The 24,641-nt window shown below is 68.7% G+C and carries 21 protein-coding genes and 3 tRNA genes; 3 read left to right on the top strand and 21 right to left on the bottom strand.

From position 1 onward, the window contains the following. Positions 1-57: 57 nt before the first annotated feature. The 11 genes from AB4039_RS10245 to AB4039_RS10195 all read right to left on the bottom strand — a co-directional run bounded on the left by AB4039_RS10245 (position 58) and on the right by AB4039_RS10195 (position 14,314). Positions 58-3,957, bottom strand: coding sequence for a DNA-directed RNA polymerase subunit beta' (locus tag AB4039_RS10245; RefSeq protein WP_442270541.1), 3,900 nt, complete (start codon positions 3,955-3,957; stop codon positions 58-60). Between the two features lie 97 nt (positions 3,958-4,054). Then, entirely contained in the window at positions 4,055-7,537 is a 3,483-nt protein-coding gene (gene rpoB / locus AB4039_RS10240) for a DNA-directed RNA polymerase subunit beta (protein WP_266841131.1), read from the bottom strand. Between the two features lie 564 nt (positions 7,538-8,101). Next, complete coding sequence (gene rplL, locus AB4039_RS10235) at positions 8,102-8,485, bottom strand: 50S ribosomal protein L7/L12 (protein ID WP_266574554.1); 384 nt, start codon at positions 8,483-8,485, stop codon at positions 8,102-8,104. Positions 8,486-8,595: 110 nt separating this feature from the next. After that, positions 8,596-9,126, bottom strand: coding sequence for a 50S ribosomal protein L10 (rplJ, locus tag AB4039_RS10230; protein WP_266574556.1), 531 nt, complete (start codon positions 9,124-9,126; stop codon positions 8,596-8,598). 251 nt (positions 9,127-9,377) lie between these two features. Next, a complete protein-coding gene (locus AB4039_RS10225; protein ID WP_442270540.1) occupies positions 9,378-10,205 on the bottom strand; it encodes a hypothetical protein in 828 nt (275 codons plus the stop codon). Positions 10,206-10,340: 135 nt separating this feature from the next. Further along, positions 10,341-11,213, bottom strand: coding sequence for an LppX_LprAFG lipoprotein (locus tag AB4039_RS10220; protein ID WP_442270539.1), 873 nt, complete (start codon positions 11,211-11,213; stop codon positions 10,341-10,343). A gap of 205 nt (positions 11,214-11,418) precedes the next feature. Next, positions 11,419-12,147 (bottom strand): 50S ribosomal protein L1, encoded by a 729-nt coding sequence (rplA, locus tag AB4039_RS10215; RefSeq protein WP_266841125.1) that lies wholly within the window; start codon positions 12,145-12,147, stop codon positions 11,419-11,421. An 86-nt stretch (positions 12,148-12,233) separates the two neighbouring features. Further along, a complete protein-coding gene (rplK, locus tag AB4039_RS10210; RefSeq protein ID WP_030230579.1) occupies positions 12,234-12,668 on the bottom strand; it encodes a 50S ribosomal protein L11 in 435 nt (144 codons plus the stop codon). 170 nt (positions 12,669-12,838) lie between these two features. Next, complete coding sequence (gene nusG / locus AB4039_RS10205) at positions 12,839-13,771, bottom strand: transcription termination/antitermination protein NusG (protein ID WP_442270538.1); 933 nt, start codon at positions 13,769-13,771, stop codon at positions 12,839-12,841. Between the two features lie 84 nt (positions 13,772-13,855). Further along, entirely contained in the window at positions 13,856-14,137 is a 282-nt protein-coding gene (gene secE, locus AB4039_RS10200; protein WP_030230573.1) for a preprotein translocase subunit SecE, read from the bottom strand. Positions 14,138-14,241: 104 nt separating this feature from the next. Then, positions 14,242-14,314 (bottom strand) — tRNA-Trp (locus tag AB4039_RS10195). 192 nt (positions 14,315-14,506) lie between these two features. Here AB4039_RS10195 and AB4039_RS10190 point away from each other — a divergent pair. After that, complete coding sequence (locus tag AB4039_RS10190) at positions 14,507-15,733, top strand: pyridoxal phosphate-dependent aminotransferase (RefSeq protein WP_266841122.1); 1,227 nt, start codon at positions 14,507-14,509, stop codon at positions 15,731-15,733. Positions 15,734-15,926: 193 nt separating this feature from the next. Continuing rightward, on the top strand, positions 15,927-16,946 hold the full coding sequence (locus AB4039_RS10185) for an adenosine deaminase (protein WP_266841121.1): 1,020 nt from the start codon (positions 15,927-15,929) through the stop codon (positions 16,944-16,946). Here AB4039_RS10185 and AB4039_RS10180 read toward each other — a convergent pair. From AB4039_RS10180 to AB4039_RS10135, 10 genes are all read right to left on the bottom strand, one after another. Further along, positions 16,936-17,352 (bottom strand): hypothetical protein, encoded by a 417-nt coding sequence (locus tag AB4039_RS10180; protein ID WP_266841119.1) that lies wholly within the window; start codon positions 17,350-17,352, stop codon positions 16,936-16,938. The genes AB4039_RS10185 and AB4039_RS10180 overlap by 11 nt on opposite strands. 1 nt (position 17,353) lies before the next feature. Further along, positions 17,354-18,454 carry a UDP-N-acetylmuramate dehydrogenase gene (locus AB4039_RS10175; RefSeq protein ID WP_442270537.1) on the bottom strand — a complete coding sequence of 367 codons (1,101 nt, stop codon included), beginning with the start codon at positions 18,452-18,454 and terminating at the stop codon, positions 17,354-17,356. Beyond that, entirely contained in the window at positions 18,455-18,853 is a 399-nt protein-coding gene (locus tag AB4039_RS10170) for a DUF3291 domain-containing protein (RefSeq protein WP_442270536.1), read from the bottom strand. A gap of 31 nt (positions 18,854-18,884) precedes the next feature. Further along, positions 18,885-20,369 (bottom strand): DHA2 family efflux MFS transporter permease subunit, encoded by a 1,485-nt coding sequence (locus tag AB4039_RS10165; protein WP_442270535.1) that lies wholly within the window; start codon positions 20,367-20,369, stop codon positions 18,885-18,887. 104 nt (positions 20,370-20,473) lie between these two features. Beyond that, positions 20,474-21,091 (bottom strand): TetR/AcrR family transcriptional regulator, encoded by a 618-nt coding sequence (locus AB4039_RS10160; protein WP_442270534.1) that lies wholly within the window; start codon positions 21,089-21,091, stop codon positions 20,474-20,476. Positions 21,092-21,472: 381 nt separating this feature from the next. Continuing rightward, positions 21,473-21,901, bottom strand: coding sequence for a MaoC family dehydratase (locus AB4039_RS10155; protein ID WP_030241244.1), 429 nt, complete (start codon positions 21,899-21,901; stop codon positions 21,473-21,475). A gap of 1 nt (position 21,902) precedes the next feature. Next, positions 21,903-22,355, bottom strand: coding sequence for a MaoC family dehydratase N-terminal domain-containing protein (locus AB4039_RS10150; protein ID WP_030241242.1), 453 nt, complete (start codon positions 22,353-22,355; stop codon positions 21,903-21,905). Positions 22,356-22,514: 159 nt separating this feature from the next. Next, positions 22,515-22,679 (bottom strand): 50S ribosomal protein L33, encoded by a 165-nt coding sequence (gene rpmG, locus AB4039_RS10145; protein ID WP_007265873.1) that lies wholly within the window; start codon positions 22,677-22,679, stop codon positions 22,515-22,517. A gap of 88 nt (positions 22,680-22,767) precedes the next feature. After that, positions 22,768-22,840: transfer RNA gene (locus AB4039_RS10140), tRNA-Met, on the bottom strand. Between the two features lie 48 nt (positions 22,841-22,888). Then, positions 22,889-22,961 (bottom strand) — tRNA-Thr (locus tag AB4039_RS10135). Between the two features lie 374 nt (positions 22,962-23,335). On the opposite strand from AB4039_RS10135, the gene AB4039_RS10130 reads away from it, so the two are divergent. After that, positions 23,336-24,637 carry an amidohydrolase family protein gene (locus tag AB4039_RS10130; RefSeq protein WP_266841112.1) on the top strand — a complete coding sequence of 434 codons (1,302 nt, stop codon included), beginning with the start codon at positions 23,336-23,338 and terminating at the stop codon, positions 24,635-24,637. Positions 24,638-24,641: the final 4 nt, after the last annotated feature.

Below are 24,641 nucleotides of genomic sequence, written 5' to 3'. Positions count from 1 at the left end.
GCCGCAGGGCGGCCACCCTCTCGGGTGACCGCCCTGCGGTTACTGCTCTGCTGCGACTCAGCCGTTGTACGGGCCGTAGTCGTAGTCCTCCAGCGGGACAGCCTGGCCGGAGCCGGTGCCGAAGGGCGAGTAGTCGATGTCGTCGTAGCCGACGGCCGAGTACATCGCGGCCTTGGCCTCTTCGGTGGGCTCGACCCGGATGTTGCGGTAGCGGGACAGACCCGTACCGGCCGGGATGAGCTTACCGATGATGACGTTCTCCTTGAGGCCGATGAGGCTGTCGGACTTGGCGTTGATCGCCGCATCCGTCAGGACTCGGGTCGTCTCCTGGAAGGAGGCGGCCGACAGCCAGGATTCCGTCGCCAGCGAGGCCTTGGTGATACCCATCAGCTGCGGACGGCCGGAGGCGGGGTGACCGCCCTCGGTGACCACACGACGGTTCTCGGTCTCGAACTTCGAGCGCTCGACGAGCTCGCCCGGCAGGAGCTCCGCGTCGCCGGACTCGATGATCGTCACGCGGCGCAGCATCTGCCGGATGATGATCTCGATGTGCTTGTCGTGGATCGACACGCCCTGCGAGTTGTAGACCTTCTGGACTTCGCCGACCAGGTGGACCTGGACGGCACGCTGGCCGAGGATGCGCAGCACGTCGTGCGGGTTGGTGGCACCCATGGTGAGCTTCTGGCCCACCTCGACGTGGTCGCCCTCGTGCACGATGACCTTGGCGCGCTTGGAGATCGGGAAGGCCGTCTCCTCGCTGCCGTCGTCGGGCGTGATGACGATCTTCTTCGTCTTCTCGGTCTCCTCGATCCGCACGCGGCCGGCGGCCTCGGAGATCGGGGCGACACCCTTCGGGGTACGGGCCTCGAAGAGCTCGACGACACGCGGCAGACCCTGCGTGATGTCGTCACCGGCCACACCACCGGTGTGGAAGGTACGCATCGTCAGCTGGGTACCGGGCTCACCGATGGACTGGGCGGCGATGATGCCGACCGCCTCACCGATGTCGACCAGCTTGCCGGTGGCCAGCGAGCGGCCGTAGCAGAAGGCACAGGTGCCGACGGCGGACTCGCAGGTCAGGACCGAGCGGGTCTTGACCTCCTCGACGCCGTTCGCGATGAGGGCGTCGATGAGCACGTCGCCGAGGTCCACGTTCGCCGGCGCGATGACCTTGCCGTCGATGACGACGTCCTCGGCCAGCATGCGGGCGTACACGGAGGTCTCGACGTCGTCCGCCTTGCGGAGGACACCCGCCTCGTCCTTGACACCGATCTTGAGCTTGAGGCCGCGCTCGGTGCCGCAGTCCTCCTCGCGGATGATGACGTCCTGCGAGACGTCCACCAGACGACGGGTGAGGTAACCCGAGTCGGCGGTACGCAGGGCGGTGTCCGCCAGACCCTTACGGGCACCGTGCGTGGAGATGAAGTACTCCAGAACGGTGAGGCCCTCACGGAAGGACGCCTTGATCGGACGCGGGATGGTCTCGTTCTTCGCGTTCGACACCAGACCACGCATACCGGCGATCTGTCGCATCTGCATCATGTTTCCTCGGGCACCCGAGTCAACCATCATGAAGATGGGGTTCGTCTTGGGGAAGTTCGCGTTCATCGCCTCGGCGACCTCGTTGGTCGCCTGCGTCCAGATCTGGATGAGCTCCTGAGTGCGCTCTTCCTTGGTGATCAGACCGCGCTCGTACTGCTTCTGGACCTTCTCGTCCTTGGCCTCGTAGCCCGCGACGATTTCCTTCTTCGCCTCGGGAACGACGACGTCGGAGATGGCCACGGTGACGCCCGAACGGGTCGCCCAGTGGAAGCCGGCCGCCTTCAGGTTGTCGAGCGTCGCCGCCACGATGACCTTGGGGTAGCGCTCCGCCAGGTCGTTGACGATCTCGGAGAGCTGCTTCTTGCCCACCGAGTAGTCGACGAACGGGTAGTCCTCGGGCAGCAGCTCGTTGAAGAGCGCGCGACCCAGGGTCGTCTTCAGACGGAAGCTGTCGCCCGGCTGGAACTCCTGCTCGCCCTCTTCGGCGACCGGCGCCACCCAGCCGCGCGGCGGGATGGTGCCCACCGGGAAGCGGATGTCGACGGACGACTGCAGCGCGAGCTCGCCGGCGTCGAACGCCATGATCGCCTCGGCGGTGGAGCCGAACGCACGGCCCTCGCCCTTGACGTCACGGAGCTCACCGTCGGTGGTCAGGAAGAACAGACCCAGGACCATGTCCTGCGTCGGCATCGTGACCGGACGGCCGTCGGCCGGCTTGAGGATGTTGTTCGAGGACAGCATCAGGATGCGGGCCTCGGCCTGCGCCTCCGCGGAGAGCGGGAGGTGCACGGCCATCTGGTCACCGTCGAAGTCCGCGTTGAACGCGGTGCAGACGAGCGGGTGGATCTGGATGGCCTTGCCYTCGACSAGCTGSGGCTCGAASGCCTGGATGCCGAGRCGGTGCAGCGTGGGCGCACGGTTSAGSAGSACCGGGTGCTCSGYGATGACCTCTTCGAGGACGTCGTACACGACCGTGCGGCCGCGCTCGACCATGCGCTTCGCCGACTTGATGTTCTGCGCGTGGTTCAGGTCGACCAGGCGCTTCATCACGAACGGCTTGAAGAGCTCCAGCGCCATGGCCTTGGGCAGACCACACTGGTGCAGCTTCAGCTGCGGACCGACGACGATCACGGAACGCGCGGAGTAGTCCACGCGCTTGCCGAGGAGGTTCTGACGGAATCGACCCTGCTTGCCCTTGAGCATGTCGCTCAGGGACTTCAGCGGACGGTTGCCGGGGCCCGTGACCGGGCGACCGCGACGGCCGTTGTCGAAGAGGGCGTCGACCGCCTCCTGGAGCATGCGCTTCTCGTTGTTCACGATGATCTCGGGGGCACCGAGGTCGAGAAGGCGCTTCAGGCGGTTGTTGCGGTTGATCACGCGGCGGTACAGGTCGTTCAGGTCGGAGGTCGCGAAGCGGCCACCGTCCAGCTGCACCATCGGACGCAGGTCCGGCGGGATGACCGGGACGCAGTCCAGAACCATGCCCTTGGGGCTGTTGCTGGTCTGCAGGAACGCGGAGACGACCTTGAGGCGCTTGAGCGCACGGGTCTTCTTCTGGCCCTTGCCGGTACGGATGATCTCGCGGAGGCGCTCGGCCTCCTCCTCCAGGTCGAAGGACTCCAGGCGCTTCTGCAGCGCCGCGGCACCCATCGAACCGTCGAAGTACGTACCGAAGCGGTCGCGCAGCTCGCGGTAGAGCAGCTCGTCGCCCTCCAGGTCCTGGACCTTGAGGTTCTTGAAGCGGTTCCACACCTCGTCGAGGCGGTCGATCTCGCGCTGGGCGCGGTCACGGAGCTGCTTCATCTCGCGCTCGGCACCCTCGCGCACCTTGCGGCGCACGTCGGCCTTCGCACCCTCGGCCTCAAGCTCGGCCAGGTCGGTCTCGAGCTTCTTGGCCCGGCCTTCGAGGTCCGCGTCACGGCGGTTCTCGATCTGCTGGCGCTCGACGGAGACGTGGGCCTCCAGCGACGGCAGGTCGCGCTGGCGGCGCTCGTCGTCGACGAACGTGATCATGTACGCGGCGAAGTAGATGACCTTTTCGAGGTCCTTCGGCGCGAGGTCCAGCAGGTAGCCCAGGCGCGACGGGACGCCCTTGAAGTACCAGATGTGGGTGACGGGAGCGGCAAGCTCGATGTGGCCCATCCGCTCACGGCGCACCTTGGCGCGCGTGACCTCGACGCCACAGCGCTCACAGATGATGCCCTTGAAGCGGACACGCTTGTACTTGCCGCAGTAGCACTCCCAGTCCCGGGTAGGACCGAAGATCTTCTCGCAGAAGAGTCCGTCCTTCTCGGGCTTGAGGGTGCGGTAGTTGATGGTCTCCGGCTTCTTGACCTCGCCGTGCGACCAGGTTCGGATGTCGTCCGCGGTGGCAAGGCCGATCCGCAGCTCGTCGAAGAAGTTGACGTCGAGCACTGTGCGTCAATCCCTCTTTCGGGGTCGAGTCTCAATCATGGTCTGAACGGTCCCGGGGATGACGGGGGGCTCTTGAGCGAGCCCCCCGTCAGGCCCGTCAGACCTCTTCGACGCTGCTCGGCTCGCGCCGGGACAGGTCGATACCGAGCTCCTCCGCCGCGCGGAAGACGTCCTCGTCGGTGTCGCGCATCTCGATGGACATGCCGTCCGAGGACAGCACCTCCACGTTGAGGCAGAGCGACTGCATTTCCTTGATGAGCACCTTGAAGGACTCGGGAATGCCCGGCTCGGGGATGTTCTCGCCCTTGACGATGGCCTCGTAGACCTTCACGCGGCCGGTGACGTCATCGGACTTGATGGTCAGCAGCTCCTGGAGGGCGTAAGCGGCGCCATAAGCCTCAAGCGCCCACACCTCCATCTCACCGAAGCGCTGGCCACCGAACTGCGCCTTACCACCCAGCGGCTGCTGCGTGATCATCGAGTAGGGACCGGTCGAACGCGCGTGGAGCTTGTCGTCGACCAGGTGGTGGAGCTTGAGGATGTACATGTACCCGATCGAGATCGGGTCCGGGAACGGCTCACCGGAGCGGCCGTCGAACAGGCGCGCCTTGCCGGACGGGAGGACCAGGCGGTCACCGTCGCGGTTCGGGATGGTGTGCTCGAACAGGCCGGCGAGCTCGTCCTCGCGGGCGCCGTCGAACACCGGGGTGGCGACGTTGGTACCGGGCTCGACGCGGTCGGCGCCGATGACCTTCAGACGCTCGGCCCAGTCCTCCGCGAGGCCGGAGACGTCCCAGCCGCGGCTGGCGAGCCAGCCGAGGTGGATCTCCAGGACCTGTCCCGGGTTCATTCGGGACGGGACACCCAGCGGGTTCAGGATGATGTCGACCGGCGTGCCGTCCTCAAGGAAGGGCATGTCCTCGATCGGAAGGATCTTGGAGATGACACCCTTGTTGCCGTGGCGGCCGGCGAGCTTGTCACCGTCGGTGATCTTGCGCTTCTGGGCGACGTAGACGCGGACCAGCTGGTTCACGCCCGGAGGAAGCTCGTCGCCCTCCTCGCGGTCGAAGACGCGGACACCGATGACCTTGCCGATCTCACCGTGAGGGACCTTGAGCGAGGTGTCACGCACCTCGCGGGCCTTCTCACCGAAGATCGCGCGGAGCAGGCGCTCCTCCGGGGTCAGCTCGGTCTCACCCTTGGGCGTGACCTTGCCGACCAGGATGTCGCCGGCGACGACGTCCGCACCGATGCGGATGATGCCGCGCTCGTCGAGGTCCGCGAGGACCTCTTCGGAGACGTTCGGGATGTCCCGGGTGATCTCCTCGGGGCCCAGCTTGGTGTCACGGGCGTCGACCTCGTGCTCCTCGATGTGGATCGAGGAGAGGACGTCGTCCTGCACGAGGCGCTGCGACAGGATGATCGCGTCCTCGTAGTTGTGGCCTTCCCAGGGCATGAACGCGACGAGCAGGTTCTTGCCGAGGGCCATTTCGCCCTCTTCGGTCGCGGGACCGTCGGCGAGGACCTGGGCCTCGATGATGCGGTCACCCTCGTTGACGATGACCTTCTGGTTGACCGAGGTGCCCTGGTTCGAGCGGGAGAACTTGGCGACGCGGTACGTGGTGTACGTGCCGTCGTCGTTGGCGACGGTGATGTAGTCGGCCGAGACCTCCTGGACGACACCGTCCTTCTCCGCCTTGATCGAGTCACCGGCGTCGACCGCACAGCGGTACTCCATGCCGGTGCCGACGAGCGGGGCCTCCGCCTTGATGAGCGGAACGGCCTGGCGCATCATGTTCGCGCCCATGAGGGCACGGTTGGCGTCGTCGTGCTCCAGGAAGGGGATCATCGCGGTCGCGACGGACACCATCTGGCGCGGGGAGACGTCCATGTAGTCGACGTCGTCGCCGGCGATGTAGTCGATCTCGCCGCCACGACGGCGGACCAGCACGCGGTTCTCGGTGAAGCGCATCTCGTCGTTCAGGCCGGCGTTGGCCTGGGCGATCACGAAGCGGTCTTCCTCGTCCGCGGTCAGGTAGTCGACGTCGTCGGTGACGACGCCCTCGACGACCTTGCGGTACGGGGTCTCCACGAAACCGAACGCGTTGACGCGGCCGTAGGAGGCGAGCGAGCCGATCAGACCGATGTTCGGGCCTTCAGGCGTCTCGATCGGGCACATGCGGCCGTAGTGCGACGGGTGGACGTCACGGACCTCGAAGCCGGCCCGCTCACGGGACAGACCACCGGGACCCAGCGCCGAGAGACGACGCTTGTGCGTCAGACCCGACAGCGGGTTGTTCTGGTCCATGAACTGCGACAGCTGGCTGGTGCCGAAGAACTCCTTGATGGAGGCGACGACCGGCCGGATGTTGATCAGGGTCTGCGGCGTGATCGCCTCGACGTCCTGCGTGGTCATGCGCTCGCGCACGACGCGCTCCATACGAGCCAGACCCGTGCGGACCTGGTTCTGGATGAGCTCGCCGACGTTGCGCAGACGACGGTTGCCGAAGTGGTCGATGTCGTCGGTCTCGACGACGATCGAACGGCCCGACTCACCGGTGGTCTCGGTCTCGCCCGCGTGGAGCTTCACGAGGTACTTGATCGTCGCGATGATGTCGTCGGTGGTGAGCACACCGGCGTCCAGCGGCTCGTCGGCGCCGAGCTTCTTGTTCACCTTGTAGCGGCCGACCTTGGCGAGGTCGTAGCGCTTCGGGTTGAAGTAGAGGTTCTCGAGCAGCGTCTGAGCGGCCTCGCGGGTCGGCGGTTCGCCCGGACGCAGCTTGCGGTAGATGTCCAGCAGCGCGTCGTCCTGGCCCTGGGTGTGGTCCTTCTCCAGGGTGGCGCGCATGGACTCGTACTCGCCGAACTCTTCGAGGATCTGCTCGGTGGTCCAGCCGAGAGCCTTCAGGAGGACGGTGACGGACTGCTTGCGCTTGCGGTCGATGCGGACACCGACCATGTCGCGCTTGTCGACCTCCATCTCCAGCCAGGCACCCCGGGACGGGATGATCTTGGCGGAGAAGATGTCCTTGTCGGAGGTCTTGTCGATGGAGGAGTCGAAGTAGACACCCGGGGAACGGACGAGCTGCGACACGACGACGCGCTCGGTGCCGTTGATGACGAAGGTGCCCTTGTTGGTCATGAGCGGGAAGTCGCCCATGAAGACCGTCTGAGACTTGATCTCACCGGTCTCGTTGTTCGTGAACTCGGCCGTGACGAAGAGCGGCGCCGCGTACGTGAAGTCGCGCTCCTTGCACTCGTCGACAGAGTTCTTCGCCGGCTCGAAACGGTGGTCGCGGAAGGTCAGCGACATCGACCCGGAGAAGTCCTCGATCGGCGAGATCTCCTCGAAGATCTCTTCCAGACCGGACTTGGTGGGGACGTCCTGTCCACTCTCAAGCGCCGACTCGACGCGAGACTTCCAGGCGGCGTTACCGAGCAGCCAGTCAAAGCTCTCGGTCTGCAGCGCCAGGAGGTTCGGAACCTCGAGGGGCTCCTTGATCTTTGCAAAGGAGATGCGCAGCGGGGCGGTGCTGGCACCGTTGTTCGTATTGGTCGAGGCGTTGCGCGAGGCGGCCAAGAGGGGGTCCTTCCGAGGGCTCGGACTCACTACGCGCGTACCGGTCCCAGCCGACACAGAAGACAGACCCTCCCCAGCTGGCCGAAAGACCAGGTCGGGGCGTATCAATCAGGTGTGCTCAAGCGTGGGCATGACCCTGGCGACGGGCAGGGGTCAGCTAACAGGCAGCGCAAAGGGTCAGTGTAGCCACTCGGCTCACTGATGTCCAGACCAGGTTTCCGGAAACCGGCAACAGGCCTTCCCCAGCTCGTTCAAACCAACACCAACGCTGCGACCCTCGCACACAGAGCGCGTATCAGTACTGCCCTCTTCGTAGTCGATCCATGCCTCGAATCCGGGATCGACCCGGCCGAGCTGGCGACGGCTCTGAGAATTGCGCGCCGCTGGCCGTTCGTCAAGGCCCCGTGCTCCGAGCGGATCATCCGCGGACCCCGCACCGGGGCAACGATGATCACCCTACTCCCCAACGAGACCAGGGCAAGTCAGGCACTGGGGGTACGCCAAAGGGCGACCACCCTTACGGGTGATCGCCCTTTGGAGGGGCCTCAGAGGGCCCCAGAGGTGTTACTTGACCTCGACGCCAGCGCCGGCGGCCTTGAGGGCCTCGGCGGCCTTGTCAGCGGCCTCCTTGTTGACCTTCTCGAGGACCGGCTTCGGGGTGCCGTCGACGAGGTCCTTGGCCTCCTTCAGACCCAGGGAGGTCAGCTCGCGCACGACCTTGATGACCTGGATCTTCTTGTCGCCCGCACCGGTGAGGATGACGTCGAACTCGTCCTTCTCCTCCTCGGCCTCGGCGGCGGGGCCGACACCGGCCGGACCGGCAACGGCGACGGCCGCGGCGGCGGTGACGTCGAACTTCTCCTCGAAGGCCTTCACGAACTCGGAGAGCTCGATGAGGGTCATCTCCTCGAACTGGGCGAGGAGGTCGTCCTGAGAGAGCTTCGCCATGATGGGCGATCCTTCCACTAATTCGGCAGGTGCCGGATGTATTGAGAGGCGGGCGTAACGGCCCGCTACGACCCACGCACTAGGCGGCGTAGATCAGTGCGCGAGCCGAATTACTCGGCACCGCCCTGCTCGGCGAGCTTGACGCGAAGCGCTTCCGCAGTGCGGACGAACTTCGACGGCAGCGCCTGGAAGAGCGAGGCAGCCTGGGACTGCTTGCCCTTGAACGCGCCGGCCAGCTTGCTGAGCAGAACCTCGCGGGACTCGAGGTCCGCGAGCTTCTTGATCTCATCGGCGGTCAGCGCCTTACCGTCAAGGACACCGCCCTTGATGATGAGGTTCGGGTTCTCCTTGGCGAAGTCACGAAGACCCTTCGCCGACTCCACCGGGTCACCGGTGATGAAGGCGGCGCCCGTCGGACCGGTGAACTGGTCGTCGAGCGAGGTGATCCCGGCGTTGTTGGCCGCAATCTTGGTCAGCGTGTTCTTCACCACGGCGTACTGGGCGTTCTCACCGAGCGAACGACGCAGCGTCTTGAGCTGCGCAACGGTGAGACCCCGGTACTCGGTCAGCACAACGGCGTTCGAGCTGCGGAACTGGTCCTCAAGCTCGGCTACCGCAGCAGCCTTGTCGGGCCTTGCCATAGAGCGTCGGCCTCCTTCCGGGTGATGAGGACCGCTCAGAAGGGGCTGGACAAACAAAACGCCCCGGCGCATGGCGCACGGGGCACGGCTCAACCGAAATGAAATTCCGGGAACTTTCCTCGAACACCTGCGCAGGACGTCCGCTCGCAGCGAATCCTTCGGCCACCGCCCTCTTTCGAGCACGGCAACGACCAGCGGTCTTTGGCTTCTCCGGAAGCGTACGCGAAGGCAACCGGACGAGGCAAATCGCCTCAGGAGCCACCCTTCAGCACCGCGTCGAAGTCGGCGACCTGGTCGGCCGGCGGGGCCTTCACCGGGGCGACCTGCCCGAAGCCGTCGAAGGTGGCGGTGGTGCTGGAGGTTCCCTTGTCGTCCTTGCTCACCATGAGGACGCGCACGGGGAAGCCGTCCCTGCCGATCCACACGTCCGCCTCCAGGGCCGTGAGGTGCTTCACGGACTCGTGGAGGTACCGGCGGTCCCGCTCCGGCATCACCTTGGTGGACTCGTCGGCCGCCTGCAGGTCCGCGCCGGTGAGAAGGGCCCGGTAGTGCCGGGACGCGGGGGCGTCGGTGGCCGTCGCCGGGACCAGGGCGACCTTGGGCTGGCCCAGGAGCAGGGCGAGGTCCTCCGCCGGGTCCTCGTTCATCCGTACGCCCGGCTCGCCTCCCGCGGACAGGTCCAGCTTCATCCAGGGCTTGCCGTCGACCGGGGTCTTGAGCTCGGTGTAGACCACGTCACCGGTCATGACGGAGCGGGACTCCGACGTGGGGCCCTTGATCTTCAGGTCGTGGGCCGACGGGTACCAGCCCTTCGTGCCGGTCTGGGTGGTGGTCTTGCCGTCGCTGTCCGTGCCGGAGATCTCGGCCATGGCGGACTTCGCCGCCGCCGTCTTGAGCCAGGACGCCTTCACCGCCTCCACGGGGGACGGCGCCGGGGCCGCGGGAGTCGTGGCGCCCCCGTCGGCCGCGCCCCCGCCCGCGCCGGCCTCCGCCGCGCCGTCGCAGGCCGTGAGGCCGCCCATGAGCAGCAGGGCCCCCGCCATGGCGGCGCCGGCCCGTGTCCGGACAGCCTGATTCATCTGGTTCTCCCCCGTGTGCGGTCCCGCTACGCCCCGACCCTACGCGGAACATCGAAAAGGCCGCCACGACGAAAACGGGCCCTCCGGCTCCCGGAAGGGAGGCGGAGGGCCCGGTGTCAGGTGTGCGGGGCGCGGTCAGGCGCCGCCCGTGCCGCCCGAGTCCTTCATCATCTCGGCCAGGTCCACGATCTGGTCGGCCGGCGGCGCCGAGACCTCGACCGGCTTGTTGATGTCCTTGAACTTGATGGTGATGTCCATCGGGCCGGACGTGCCCTGGCCCCGCGTGCGGACCTGCTTGGCCTGGTCGGCCTCGTCGATCCAGATGTCCATGGTCAGGCTCTTGATGCCCTGCTCTTCGAGCGCCTTGGCGTTCTTCTCCTGGCGGTCCTTGGCCTCGGGGGTCGAGGTGGCGCTGAGGGCCTTCAGCTCGTCGAGCGTGACGGTGCCGGCCAGGTGCGTCGTCTTCTGGCCGTCGATGGTCTCCTCGCCGACCTTCTTGAGGTCCTTGGAGGCGCTCAGGCTGCCCGCCGTGTCGGCCGGGTTCTGGCCCTGCGGGGCCGAGCCGAGCGAGTCCAGCTCCGTGGCCTGCTCCGGAGCCAGGGCCTTGAGGTCGAACTTCAGCCACTTGCCGTCGCTGCCCATGTACATGGCGCCGTCGACGAGCCGCATCTCCACCTTCGCGCCCGGCTGCTCGGGCGAGTCCATCTTCATCGACATGGCCATCGCGGGCTTGAGCCGCATGGCGACCTCGCCGGCGATGCTCTGCCCCCCGGCCTTGCCGGCCATGGTGTAGCCGAGGGAGGTGATCTCCTCGGACTTCTTCTTCGTCTTCTCCAGGTAGGCGGCCGGCGCGGCCTCCCCCGGCTTCTTCGCGGCCTGGGACGGGGCCGCCGAGGCCCCGTTGTCCTTCTTCTTCGCTCCGTCCCCGTTCTCGCACGCGGTGGCGCCGCCTGCGAGCAGGAGCGCGGCCAGGACGGCTCCGACGGCCTTCTTGTGGTACGCGTTCATGTGTTCCCCACCCCGGGTGTGCGAGGCAGCGGCCCGCTCCGGGCGGTGTTGCCCGTGGCCGTGCTGCCGGCAATGACTGTACGTCTCACCACCGACAGTAATCGCACAGCATTCGCACATGAAGCAGAAAACGGGCCCTTCGCCCCCCGGAAGGGGGCGAAGGGCCCGTTCAACCACTCGGTGGTCGGATCAGGCAGAGGCCGGATCAGACAGCGGCCGGGTCTTCCTCGACGAGGAGGTTCCGGGTGCGGTTGGAGTCCAGCTGGATGCCGGGGCCCATCGTGGTGCTGAGGGCGGCCTTCTTGATGTAGCGGCCCTTGGCGGCGGACGGCTTCAGACGGATGATCTCGTCCAGGGCCGCCGCGTAGTTCTCGACCAGCTGCTCATCGGAGAAGGAGACCTTGCCGATGATGAAGTGCAGGTTCGAGTGCTTGTCGACGCGGAACTCGATCTTGCCACCCTTGATCTCGGTGACAGCCTTGGCGACGTCCATCGTGACGGTGCCGGTCTTCGGGTTCGGCATGAGGCCACGGGGACCGAGCACGCGGCCGAGGCGGCCGACCTTGCCCATGAGGTCCGGGGTGGCCACAACGGCGTCGAACTCGTTGAGGCGGTTGCCCTTCGCGATCTCGTTGATCAGCTCGTCGTCGCCGACAATGTCGGCGCCGGCGGCCACCGCGGCCGCAGCACGGTCACCGGTCGCGAAGACCAGGACCCGGGCGGTCTTGCCGGTGCCGTGCGGGAGGTTCACGGTGCCACGGACCATCTGGTCGGCCTTACGCGGGTCGACACCCAGACGGAAGGCGACCTCGACGGTGCTGTCGAACTTGGTCGCGGAGGTCTCCTTGGCGAGACGGACGGCCTCGAGCGGGGCGTAGAGCTTCTCCCGGTCGACCTTGGCGTCCGCAGCGCGGAGAGTCTTGCTGCGCTTCACTTCTGCTCCTGTGTTGTGACTTCAGGCGTGGAGTCGTGGTGCGGACCAGCGCTTGGTCCTACCACTGTCGTGCTGGGGTGGCTGAATCAGCCTTCGACCGTGATGCCCATCGAACGCGCGGTGCCGGCGATGATCTTCTCGGCGGCGTCGATGTCGTTGGCGTTCAGGTCGGGCATCTTGATCGTGGCGATCTCGCGGACCTGGTCACGCGTCAGCTTGGCGACCTTGGTCTTGTGCGGCTCGCCAGAGCCCTTCTCCACGCCCGCGCTCTTCAGGATGAGGCGCGCGGCCGGCGGAGTCTTGGTGATGAAGGTGAAGGAACGGTCCTCGTAGACCGTGATCTCCACCGGCACGACCATGCCACGCTGCGACTCGGTCGCGGCGTTGTAGGCCTTGCAGAACTCCATGATGTTGACGCCGTGCTGACCGAGCGCGGGGCCGACCGGCGGAGCCGGGTTGGCCGCACCGGCCTTGATCTGGAGCTTGATAAGCCCCGTGATCTTCTTCTTCTTGGGAGGCATTGCTCTCTCCGGGTCCTAGTGAGAGTTTTCAGCCGCCAACCGGTCATCCGGATGGAGGCATACCGCACCACGATAGCGGGTATAGGCGCGGGGCTAAAAACCGAGCAGGTCAGACCGCCCTTCGCGGGCTGGTCTGACCTGTTTCGGAAGCGTCGCTCAGAAGATCTGGATCAGTTCTTCTGGATCTGGTCGAAGCTCAGCTCGACCGGGGTCTCGCGGCCGAAGATCTCCACGAGGCCCTTGACCTTCTTGGAGTCCGGGTTGATCTCGTTGATCGTCGCCTGCAGCGTGGCGAACGGGCCGTCGGTGACGGTGACCGAGTCGCCGACCTCGAAGTCCAGGACCTCGATGGTGCGCTTGACGGCGGGGGCCGGCAGACCGGCCTCCTCGGCAGCCTGCTTGGCCGCCTTCTCCTGCGCCTCGGGGGCGAGCATCTTGACGATCTCGTCGAGGGTCAGCGGGTACGGGTCGTAGGCGTTGCCCACGAAGCCGGTGACGCCCGGGGTGTTGCGGACGACGCCCCAGGACTCGTTCGTCAGATCCATGCGGACGAGAACGTAACCGGGCAGCTTGTTCTGCCGGACGTTCTTGCGCTCGCCGTTCTTGATCTGGACGATCTCTTCCTCGGGCACCTCGGCCTGGTAGATGAACTCCTCGACGTTCAGCGAGACGGCACGCTGTTCGAGGTTCGCCTTCACGCGCTTCTCGTAGCCCGCGTAGGTGTGGATCACGTACCACTCGCCGGGGAGCAGGCGCAGCTCGTCACGGAGGGCCTGGATGGGGTCGACCGGCTCGGCGGGCTCGACCTCGGCGGCCTCTTCGGCCTCCTCGTCGGCCTCGGCCAGGGCGTCGCCCTCGTCCTCGTCGGCGTCCTCGTCCTCGTCCTCGACGTCGTCGGCCTCTTCGGCGTCGGCGTCGTCATCGGCCTCGGCGTCGACCTCGTCCTCGACGTGCAGGGCGGCTTCCTCGGCGGCGATGCCGGCCTCGGCGTCGGCGAGCTCGGCCTCGTCGGGGTCCACAGCGTCTGCCGCCTCGACGATGTCGAGCTCGTCCTCGACGGACTCGACGGAGTCGTGGCTCACGTTCAGGTTCGGGTCAGACACGGTGGCTGCTTCTTCCTGGATACAAAAGGTGGTGGAACATGCGAAAACGGGCGGCACCCATCAAGGCGCCGCCCTCCGCGGGGATCAGCCGAAGACGAACTTGATGGCTTCCTGGAACCCATAGTCAATCACGGTCACCAGACCGATCATGATGACGACGAAGACAATCACCACGGTGGTGTACGTCGAGAGCTGGTTACGGGTGGGCCATACGACCTTGCGGAGTTCCGCGACGATCTGGCGGTAGAAAAGCGCGAGACGGCCGAGAGGGCCCTTCTTGCCGCGCTTGCCGCCCTTGCGGGCCTTCTTCTCGCGGGTGTCGTCCTCGGCGTCAGGCATGTCGATGGAGCCCAGGGCGTCCGTCACGTCTCTCACCTGAATCCGGGTCGTGGCCGTAGCCGCGCCCGGTTGCGCCGCACGGCGTTGCATCGAAGTACGTACCTGCGCACACGTCCGAGAGGAGTGTGAAGCAGGGCCGGAGGGACTCGAACCCCCAACCGCTGGTTTTGGAGACCAGTGCTCTACCAATTGAGCTACGACCCTTTGCGTTCCCCAACCTACCGCATCCGAGCGAGTGCACGGAGTGCTCACGCTCTGGGGCGGCTGTTGAGGACCAACGACAGGTGAGTGTACGTGGTCCGGGCCCTGACGTCGAACAGAAGACATCCGGACCTGCTCCGTCCGGTGTTTGAAACGGTGTGCGGCGGCTCGAAGGCGTCTGGGACGATTGGCCGCATGACCTCTGCAACGCCTTCCTCCGAGCGCCGGGTGTCCGCCCGTATCGGCGCCATTTCCGAGTCCGCCACCCTCGCCGTCGACGCCAAGGCCAAGGCCCTCAAGGCCGCCGGGCGCCCGGTGATCGGCTTCGGTGCGGGCGAGCCCGACTTCCCGACCCCGGACTACATCGTCGAGGCCGCGGTCGAGGCCTGCCGCAACCCGAAGTACCACCGCTACACGCCGGCCGGCGGTCTGCCCGAGCTGAAGGCCGCGATCGCCGCCAAGACGCTGCGCGACTCGGGCTACGAGGTGGACGCCTCCCAGGTCCTGGTGACCAACGGCGGCAAGCAGGCCATCTACGAGGCCTTCGCCGCCGTCCTCGACCCGGGCGACGAGGTCATCGTCCCGGCCCCGTACTGGACCACCTACCCGGAGTCGATCCGCCTCGCGGGCGGCGTCCCGGTCGAGGTCGTCGCCGACGAGACCACCGGCTACCGGGTCTCCGTCGAGCAGCTGGAGGCCGCGCGCACCGAGCGCACCAAGGTCGTCCTGTTCGTCTCCCCGTCCAACCCGACGGGCGCGGTGTACTCCGAGGCCGACGCGAAGGCGATCGGCGAGTGGGCCGCCGAGCACGGCCTGTGGGTGCTCACGGACGAGATCTACGAGCACCTGGTCTACGGCGACGCGAAGTTCACCTCGCTGCCGGTCCTGGTCCCGGCGCTGCGCGACAAGTGCATCGTCGTCAACGGCGTCGCCAAGACGTACGCGATGACGGGCTGGCGCGTGGGCTGGGTCATCGCCCCGCAGGACGTCATCAAGGCGGCGACCAACCTGCAGTCGCACGCCACCTCCAACGTCTCCAACGTGGCCCAGGTCGCGGCACTGGCCGCCGTCTCGGGCAACCTGGACGCGGTCGCGGAGATGCGCAAGGCCTTCGACCGCCGCCGCCAGACCATGGTCAGGATGCTGAACGAGATCGACGGCGTCTTCTGCCCGACCCCCGAGGGCGCGTTCTACGCGTACCCGTCGGTGAAGGAGCTCCTCGGCAAGGAGATCCGCGGCAAGCGCCCGCAGACCTCCGTCGAGCTCGCGGCCCTGATCCTGGACGAGGCCGAGGTCGCGGTCGTCCCGGGCGAGGCCTTCGGCACCCCGGGCTACCTGCGCCTGTCCTACGCCCTGGGCGACGAGGACCTGGTCGAGGGCGTCTCCCGCGTCCAGAAGCTCCTGGCGGAGGCCAAGGCCTAGGACCGGGCCCCGGCCTCCGGCGGTCGGGCGGAGCGGGTACGGAGCGGCGCCACCCTGTCGGGGTGGCGCCGCTCCGGCGTTTCCGGCCCCCGGGAACGATGCAGGGGCCGGCCGGCGTCAGATTCATGTTCGGGCAATGTCCCGTTCAGGTAATCCGCTGCCAATCCGGTGAGCGATGCGGCAGGATCACCAGATGGAGCACGTACGCGATCTCACGCTTCTGCCGAAGGCCCACCTGCACCTGCACTTCACCGGCTCGATGCGCCCGTCGACCCTGCTGGAGCTGGCCGACAAGTACGGCGTCCGGCTGCCGGACGCCCTGACCGCCGGAGAGCCGCCCAAGCTCCGGGCCACGGACGAGCGCGGCTGGTTCCGCTTCCAGCGGCTCTACGACGCCGCCCGCTCCTGCCTGCGCGAGCCCGACGACATCCGGCGCCTGGTCCGCGAGGCCGCCGAGGAGGACGTCCGGGACGGCAGCGGGTGGCTGGAGATCCAGGTGGATCCCACCTCCTACGCCCCGCTGCTCGGCGGCATGATCCCGGCCGTGGAGATCATCCTCGACGCCGTGGACGCGGCCTCCCGCGAGACCGGCCTGGGCATGCGGGTCCTCATCGCCGCCAACCGCATGAAGCACCCCCTCGACGCCCGCACCCTCGCCCGCCTCGCCGTCCGCTACGCCGACCGCGGCATCGTCGGCTTCGGGCTCTCCAACGACGAACGCCGCGGCATGGCCCGGGACTTCGACCGCGCCTTCGCCATCGCCCGTGAGGGCGGCCTGCTCGCGGCCCCGCACGGCGGCGAGCTCACCGGGCCCTCCTCCGTCCGCGACTGCCTCGACGATCTGCACGCCGCCCGCATCGGGCACGGCGTACGGGCCGCCGAGGACCCCCGGCTGCTGAAGCGGCTCGCCGACCGGCAGATCACCTGCGAGGTGTGCCCGGCCTCCAACGTGGCGCTCGGCGTCTACGAGCGGCCCGAGGACGTGCCGCTGCGCACACTCTTCGAAGCCGGGGTGCCCATGGCGCTGGGTGCGGACGACCCGCTGCTGTTCGGGTCCCGGCTCGCGGCCCAGTACGAGATCGCCCGCCGCCACCACGCCTTCACGGACGCGGAGCTCGCCGAGCTGGCACGGCAGTCGGTGCGCGGTTCGGCCGCGCCCGACGACGTACGGGCCAAGCTGCTGGACGGGATCGACCACTGGCTCAACGGGTGAGCCGCAGGTCCCCCTCATAGCAGTCGGCCCGCACCCGGTGGCCGTCCGTGAAGACGATCTCCAGGTGGGTGCGGCCCTGCTCGGGGACGGCGAACTCGGCGACCGACGCGACGGTCTGGCCGAGGTGGCGCAGGAAGGGGTGGTCGCCGAGGTCCTCGCCGACCTCGATCCGGCCCCACTCCCCCATGTCGTAGGGCTCGTGGGGCGTGGCGGACTCGACGATGAGGCACTGGTCCGAGCCGGTGGTGATCCGCGTGGACTCGCCGTCGCTGTCGATCAGCCAGACGTCGAGCGGCGCCTCGGAGCGCTCGCCCTCGCAGATGTGCCAGGAGGCGACGACCCGGCTGATCTCGCGGCCCACCAGGCGGGTGGGGTCCGTACCGGCCCCGTGCAGGGGGCAGTGCATGTCAGAGGTGGACGCCGACCGTCACCGGCTCGTTGACGAGGGTGACTCCGAACGCCGCGTGGACTCCGGCGACGACCTCGCGGGCCAGGGTGAGGAGGTCTTCGGTGGTGGCCTCGCCGCGGTTGGTGAGGGCGAGGGTGTGCTTGGTGGAGATGCGGGCGGGGCCGGTGCCGTAGCCCTTGGTGAATCCGGCCTTGTCGATCAGCCAGGCCGCGCTGGTCTTCGTACGGCCCTCGCCGGCCGGGTAGGCCGGCGGGGCGGTGTCGGGGCCGAGGCGGTCCTGGGCGCGGGCGAGGAAGGCGGCGTAGGCCTCGTCGGTCAGGATCGGGTTGTGGAAGAAGGAGCCCGCGGACCAGGTGTCGTGGTCCGCGGGGTCGAGGACCATGCCCTTGCCCGCGCGCAGGCGCAGGACGGTTTCGCGGGCGAGGGCGGCCGGGACCCGGTCGCCGGCCTCGACGCCGAGGGCGCGGGCCGTCTCGGGGTACTTCACCGGGGCGGAGAGGCCGCCGGCGTCCTCCAGGGCGAAGCGGACGCGCAGCACGACGTAGCGGTCGGGCTGGTCCTTGAAGGTGCTGTTGCGGTAGCGGAACGCGCATTCGGCGGCGGAGAGGGTGACCGTCGCGCCGGTGGTGCGGTCGTAGGCGACGACCTCGGTGATGGTGTCGCAGACTTCCTGGCCGTACGCCCCGACGTTCTGGATCGGGGTGGCTCCGGCCGAGCCGGGGATGCCGGCGAGGCATTCGATGCCCGCGAGGCCCGCCTCGACGGTGCGGGCGACGGCGTCGCTCCAGTTCTCGCCGGCGGCGAGTTCCAGCGTGGTGCCGTCGAGGGTGAAGCCCGTGGTCGCGATGCGCAGGGCGGTTCCGGCGAAGCCCCGGTCGCCGATGACCAGATTGCTGCCGCCTCCGATGATCAGGAGGGGGGTGCCGCTCGCGTCGGCGGCGCGTACGGCGTCGACCACCTCGGCGTCGGTGGTCGCGGTGACCAGCCGGGCCGCCGGGCCGCCGAGGCGGAAGGTGGTCAGCGGGGCGAGGGGGGCGTCGTGGAGTTCCTGCACGTGGACAAGAGTACGGTCCGTCCCCCTTGCATCCCGGCGGGGCACTCAGTAGGCCTGCTTCCGCTCCGCCAGACGTCGCTCGGCCTCGGCCCAGCCGATGGGCAGCTCCGAGGCGGGCGCGGTCCAGTAGGTGAAGGCGGACTCCTTCATGAAGGCGGCGGCCGCGCGCGAGCCGGAGCGGTGGGGCTCGCTGCGGGCGAAGCGGTAGAGGGCGTCCCGGTCCTCCCAGGCGGAGAGGGTCAGGAAGGTGCGGCGGGTCACCCGGGCGCGGAGGGCGACGCCGTGGGCGCCGGGGGCCTTGCGGATCTGGCGGATGATGCCGGGGGCCTTGAGGAAGAACCTGAGCGCCCCGATGAGGGTCTCGGTCTCGAAGCGGGAGGCCATGACGTAGACCTCGGCATCGGGGGCGGGCTTGTGGGGCGTGGACCAGGGCACGTCGGGCATGGCTGTCGTTCCTTCGCTCTCGTCCGGGGCTTCAGCGGGTGGTGGGGACCTTGTCCGTGGATACGGCCGCGGTGGGGGCGGGGGTGGCCTGGGCGGACTGCGTGGCCTGGGCGGCCTGGGCGGCCCGGGCGGCCCGGGTGGTGGAGCGGCGGGGCAGGAGCAGGGCCAGGGCGGCAGCCAGGGCGACCGCGGCGGCGCCGATCCACAGGGCGGGGACGGTCCCGTCGGTGAAGGCCTGCGGGGTCTCGTAGCCGCCCCGGGTGGAGAAGACCGAGGCCAGGACTGCCACGCCGAGGGCTCCGCCGACCTCGCGGAGGGCGCTGTTGGTGCCTGAGGCCTTGCCCTGGTCGGCGGGGGCGACGGTGGACATCAGCACGTTGTTGGCCGGGGCGAAGTACAGGGACATGCCGATCCCGCTGAGGACCAGGGCGGGGAGCTGGGCGACGTAGGAGACGTCCGGAGCGAGGACCAGCGCGAACCAGCCGAGGCCGATCGCCTGGAGGGCCAGCCCGGCGACGACGACGGGGCGGCCGCCGATCCGGTCGGACACGATGCCCGCGATCGGGGCGACGATCATCCCCATGCCGGTCCAGGGCAGCATGCGCAGACCGGCCTCGGTGGGCGAGTAGCCGGCGACGCCCTGGAGGAACTGGCTGAGCAGGAAGATCGACCCGAACATGCCGAGGTACATCAGCAGGCTGGCGAAGTTGATCCCGAAGAAGCCCCGGCTGCGGAAGAGCCGCATCGGGAGCATCGGGTTCGCGCTGTTGAAGCCGTGGTGGACGAAGCCCCCGATGAGGGCGCCGCCCGCGATCAGGCCGGTGAGGACGGGTGCGCTGGTCCAGCCGTGGGCGTTGGCGTTGACCAGTCCGTAGACGACCCCGAAGAGCCCGCCGCTGATGAGGAGGGTGCCGGGAACGTCGAGGCGGGAGTTCGGGGCGGTGGACTCGGCGAGGCGCAGGCGGGCGAGCGGGATCAGGGCGAGGCCGATCGGCACGTTGAGCCAGAAGATCCACTGCCAGGAGATGTGCTCGGTGAGGCTGCCCCCGATCAGCGGACCACTGGCGACGGCCAGACCGCTGACGGCTCCGTAGATGCCGAGCGCCATGCCGCGCCGGGCGGCCGGGACGGCGGCGGTGAGCAGGGTGAGGGACAGCGGCATCATGACGGCGGCCCCGACGCCCTGGACGGCGCGGGCGGTGATCAGCTGGCCTATCCCGGGTGAGAGGGCGGCCGCGGCGGAGGCAGTGGTGAACACGGCGAGTCCGGCGATGAAGAGCCGACGGCGCCCGAAGCGGTCCCCGAGGGTGGAGCCGAACATGAGCAGGACGGCGAAGGTGAGCGTGTAGGCGTTCACCGTCCACTCCAGGTCCTCCAGCTTGCCGCCGAGGTCGGCGCGGATGGCGGGGAGGGCGGTGGTGACGACGAGGTTGTCGAGCGCGGCCATGAAGCTGGCGGCCCCCGTGAGGACGAGGGCCCACACCGCGGGCCTGCTGAGCCGGTCTTGCTGGTTCACGATTCCCCCTGATTGTTAGTTATTGCTAACTAATTTGGAAGGGCAGAAACCGGCCCGGGTTCGGGGCCGGCGGGCGCGTGGGGCGCGCGGGTGGGGCGGGGTGGCTACTGCGCGGGGGGTACGGACCGGGGCGACTCGGCACTCCCGCCCACCGGCTTCCCCACAGCCCCGTCGGGCCCGCCCGAGGGGTGGAGCCCTTCCCAGACTCGGTGGCCGGGCGGGAAGCCCATGGCGGTGAGGGTGTTGATGAGCATCCCGTAGGCCATGAAGGTGGTGGTCTCCTTGAGGTCGCCACCGATCGGCACCGTCACGGTGTCCCACAACTTCAGCCAGCCCTCCCGCACGAGCTCGCCGAGCTCGTGGTCGCCGGCGGCCTCCGCGGCGGAGACGGTGACGTACATCTGGAGCTGCATCTGGAGCACGTGCGGGTCTTCGGCGATCAGCCGCATGTACGCGTCCGCCATCGCGCTCCGGGCCTCTTCACCCTCCAGCCCCTCGGCCGCCCGGGCGAAGACGGCCCGGGTGGTCTCCAGGCACCGCGCGGACGCCGCGAGGAACATGGCCTGCTTGTTCGGGAAGAGCCGGAAGAGGTAGGGCTGCGAAACACCGACCTGCTTGGCGATCGCCTCGGTGGAGGTCCCGTAGTACCCCCCGCGAGCGAACTCCTTGGCCGCCGCCCGAATGACGCTCTCACGCCGCTCTTCTGCACTCATCCTTGCCATGCCCCGAAGTTAGTGCTCACTTACTAACTACGTCAAGGGGGTGGGGGCGTGGAGTGGCGGAGCGGGGTCGGGGGGCGGCGGGACTCGACCTGGCCCGCATCAGGGAGGGTTTGGGGGCTTCCCGACAGTCTTTGGCATTCCGTGGCGGGACGGTCGGTCAAGGGTGGCCGAAGGCCATCGCGAAGCGACGCGACGAAGGAGCGCCCTTGACGGGCCGGCCCGACACGGAAGGACAGTGGACTGGCGGGAAGCCCCCCAGCCCACCCCTGATCCGGATCAAGGGTGCACCGCCCACCCCCGACCCCACCCAGCACGCGAGGCCCGCACAGGGTTGCACCCCCACCCGACCCCGCCCCGGCCCCCCGACCCCGACGCCGTCCCTCAGCCCAGCTGGACTACCGCGCGGGACATGCCCAGGACCTTCTGGCCCGCGCTCATCGCCGTCAGGTCGACCCGTACGCGCTTGTCGTCCAGCTTGGCGGCGACCTTCGCCGTGACCTCGATCAGGGCGCCCTGATCGTCGTTCGGGACGACCACGGGCTTGGTGAAGCGCACCCCGTACTCGACGACCGCACCCGGGTCGCCCGTCCAGTCGGTCACCACACGGATCGCCTCGGCCATGGTGAACATGCCGTGCGCGATCACGTCCGGCAGTCCGACCTCCTTGGCGAACTTCTCGTTCCAGTGGATCGGGTTGAAGTCACCCGACGCCCCGGCGTAGCGGACCAGGGTGGCGCGCGTCACGGGGAAGGACGCCGCCGGCAGCTCGGTGCCGACCTCGACGTCTGCGTACTGGATCTGCGCGGTCATCTCAGGCCTCCTCGGGGGCGCGGGACACGAGCTTGGTCCAGGCGGTCACCACGTGCTCGCCGGACTCGTCGTGGACTTCGCCGCGGATGTCGATGATGTCGTTGCCCGCGAGCGACTTCACGGCCTCGATCGTGGAGGTCACGGTGAGACGGTCGCCGGCCCGGACGGGGCGGACGTACGCGAACTTCTGGTCGCCGTGCACGACGCGGCTGTAGTCCAGCCCCAGCTGCGGGTCCTCGACGACCTGGCCCGCGGCCGCGAAAGTGATGGCGAACACAAAGGTCGGCGGGGCGATCACATCCTGGTGACCGAACGCCTTGGCGGCCTCGGGGTCGGTGTAGACGGGATTCTCGTCACCCACCGCTACCGCGAATTCGCGGATCTTCTCCCGGCCGACCTCGTACGGCTCGGTGGGCGGGTACGTCCGCCCCACGAAGGTCTGGTCGAGGGCCATGGCTCACTACCTCCTGTTGAAGGGACACGAAAGGCTGCGGACGACCGACCGACGATCATCGATCGACGATCAAGAAACCGGAGCAGAAACGACACAAGGCCGCCCCCCATTGAAGGGGACGACCTCATGACGGTGCCTATATTGAAGACTTCGCCAGGATCAGCGGGTCTCGCGGTGCGCGGTGTGCGAGTTGCAGCGCGGGCAGTGCTTCTTCATCTCCATGCGGTCCGGGTTGTTACGCCGGTTCTTCTTGGTGATGTAGTTCCGCTCCTTGCACTCCACGCAGGCCAGCGTGATCTTCGGGCGGACGTCGGTGGCAGCCACGTGAGTGCTCCTTGACGGACTATGGGACGGATGAACGCATAAAAGAGTAGCCGATCGGGAGACCGACCCCGCAATCGGCTACTGGGTGTAGCGGCGACCGGACTTGAACCGGTGACACAGCGATTATGAGCCGCTTGCTCTACCGACTGAGCTACGCCGCTTTGATGAGATCCGTTCCCCACCCGAGGGTGGGGAACCTCTCTCACCAGAGCCCCAATGCGGAATCGAACCGCAGACCTTCTCCTTACCATGGAGACGCTCTACCGACTGAGCTATTGGGGCGAGCGAGGAAGACATTACACGGTTGCCAGCCGATCGCCCAAATCCTTTGGGGGGACTGGGCTCGGAAGCCGGGACCAGGACTTTCCCCACCGACCCCACACCCCCTCCCGACCCACTTTCACCCCTGAATGTGCCCGGTGTCACACCCCGGCGATCATTCCGGGGCCGCACCCCGGGTCCGGACGCCCCGCCCCCCTCTCCCCCGCCCCTCCCCCCACCCGGGCGCCGGACGCATGTGCACCACACCGGTACGACTATTGAGCTCTTCCGCGAACCCGGGACCCCCGCGCCCTAGGCTCTGAGCACGCTGCGTGATCTTGGGCCGCGGGCTGCGGCCACGGCACAGGAACCGCCCGAGCCCCCGCAGGAGCGCGATGTCCGACAGCCAGCCGCAGCAGCCGTCCCACTCCCCGCGGAACCCCGCCGAAGGCCCTTCCCGCGACCCGGCCCGTGACCCCCTCGGCAACCCCGCCCCCGAGGCGACCGGCCTCCTCCTCGCCGGGGCGCGGCTCACCGACGGCCGCACCGTCGACGTACGGCTCGGCGGCGGCCGGATCCAGGCCGTCGGGACGGCGGGCAGCCTCCCCGCGCCGGCCATGGCCCGGGTCGACCTGCGCGGGTACCTGCTCCTGCCCGCCCCCGCCGAGCCGCACGCCCACGGGGACACCGCCCTCACGGCCGACGGCGAGGGCCCCGTCTCGTACGCCCCCGACGGCGTGCAGCGCCGGGCCACCGAGGCGGCGCTGCTCCAGCTCGGCCACGGCGCCACCGCCCTCCGCTCCCACGTGCGCATCGGGGACGTGCACGGCCTGGGGCCCATGGAGGCCGCGCTCCAGGCCCGCCGCTCGCTGCGCGGCCTCACCGACCTGACCACGGTGGCCGTCCCCCGGCTGCTGACCGGGGTGGCCGGCGCCGACGGGCTCGCCATGCTGCGCGACGCCGTCAAGATGGGCGCCTCGGTGATCGGGGGCTGCCCCGACCTGGACCCGGACCCGACGGGCTTCCTCGAAGCCGTCCTCGAACTGGCCGCAGAGCACGGCTGCCCCGTCGACCTGCACACCGACGGTGACGACCCGGGCCGTCTCGCCCGCCTCGCGGCGATGGCTGGGGGGCTGCGCCCCGGGGTGACCATCGGCCCGTGCGGCGGGCTGTCCCGGCTGCCGCTGGACGCGGCCGCGCGGGCCGCCGACCAGCTCGCCGCGGCCGGGGTGCGGGTGACCTGCCTGCCCCAGGGAGACTGCGCCGCCCTGGAGCGCCGCGGCCTGCGCACCGCCCCCGTACGCCTCCTGCGCGCGGCCGGGGTCCGGGTCGCCGCCGGCAGCGGGGCGCTGCGGGACGCCGGGAACCCGGTCGGCCGGGGCGATCCGCTGGAAGCGGCGTACCTGCTCGCCTCCCAGGGCGGGCTGCGCCCCGCGGAGGCCTACGACGCGGTGAGCGCGTCCGCCCGCGAGGCCATGGGCCTGCCGGAGGTGCGGGTGGAGGCGGGGTTCCCGGCGGAGCTGCTCGCCGTGCGCGGGGAACGGATCGCGGGGGTGCTGTCCCTCGCGTACAGCAGGATCGTGATCCATCGGGGGCGGGTGGTAGCCCGGACGAGTGCCGTACGCGAGTACTGCGATTCGGCGGTGGCGGTGGCCCTGGACCTGCCCAGGCAGGGCCGTACGGAGTCCGGGCCCTGAGCGT

It is taken from the genome of Streptomyces sp. M-16 (assembly GCF_052114405.1).
Taxonomy (GTDB): Bacteria; Actinomycetota; Actinomycetes; order Streptomycetales; family Streptomycetaceae; genus Streptomyces.
The sequence above is the reverse complement of the archived record's forward strand: the minus strand, read 5'-3'. Positions and strand labels throughout refer to the sequence as shown.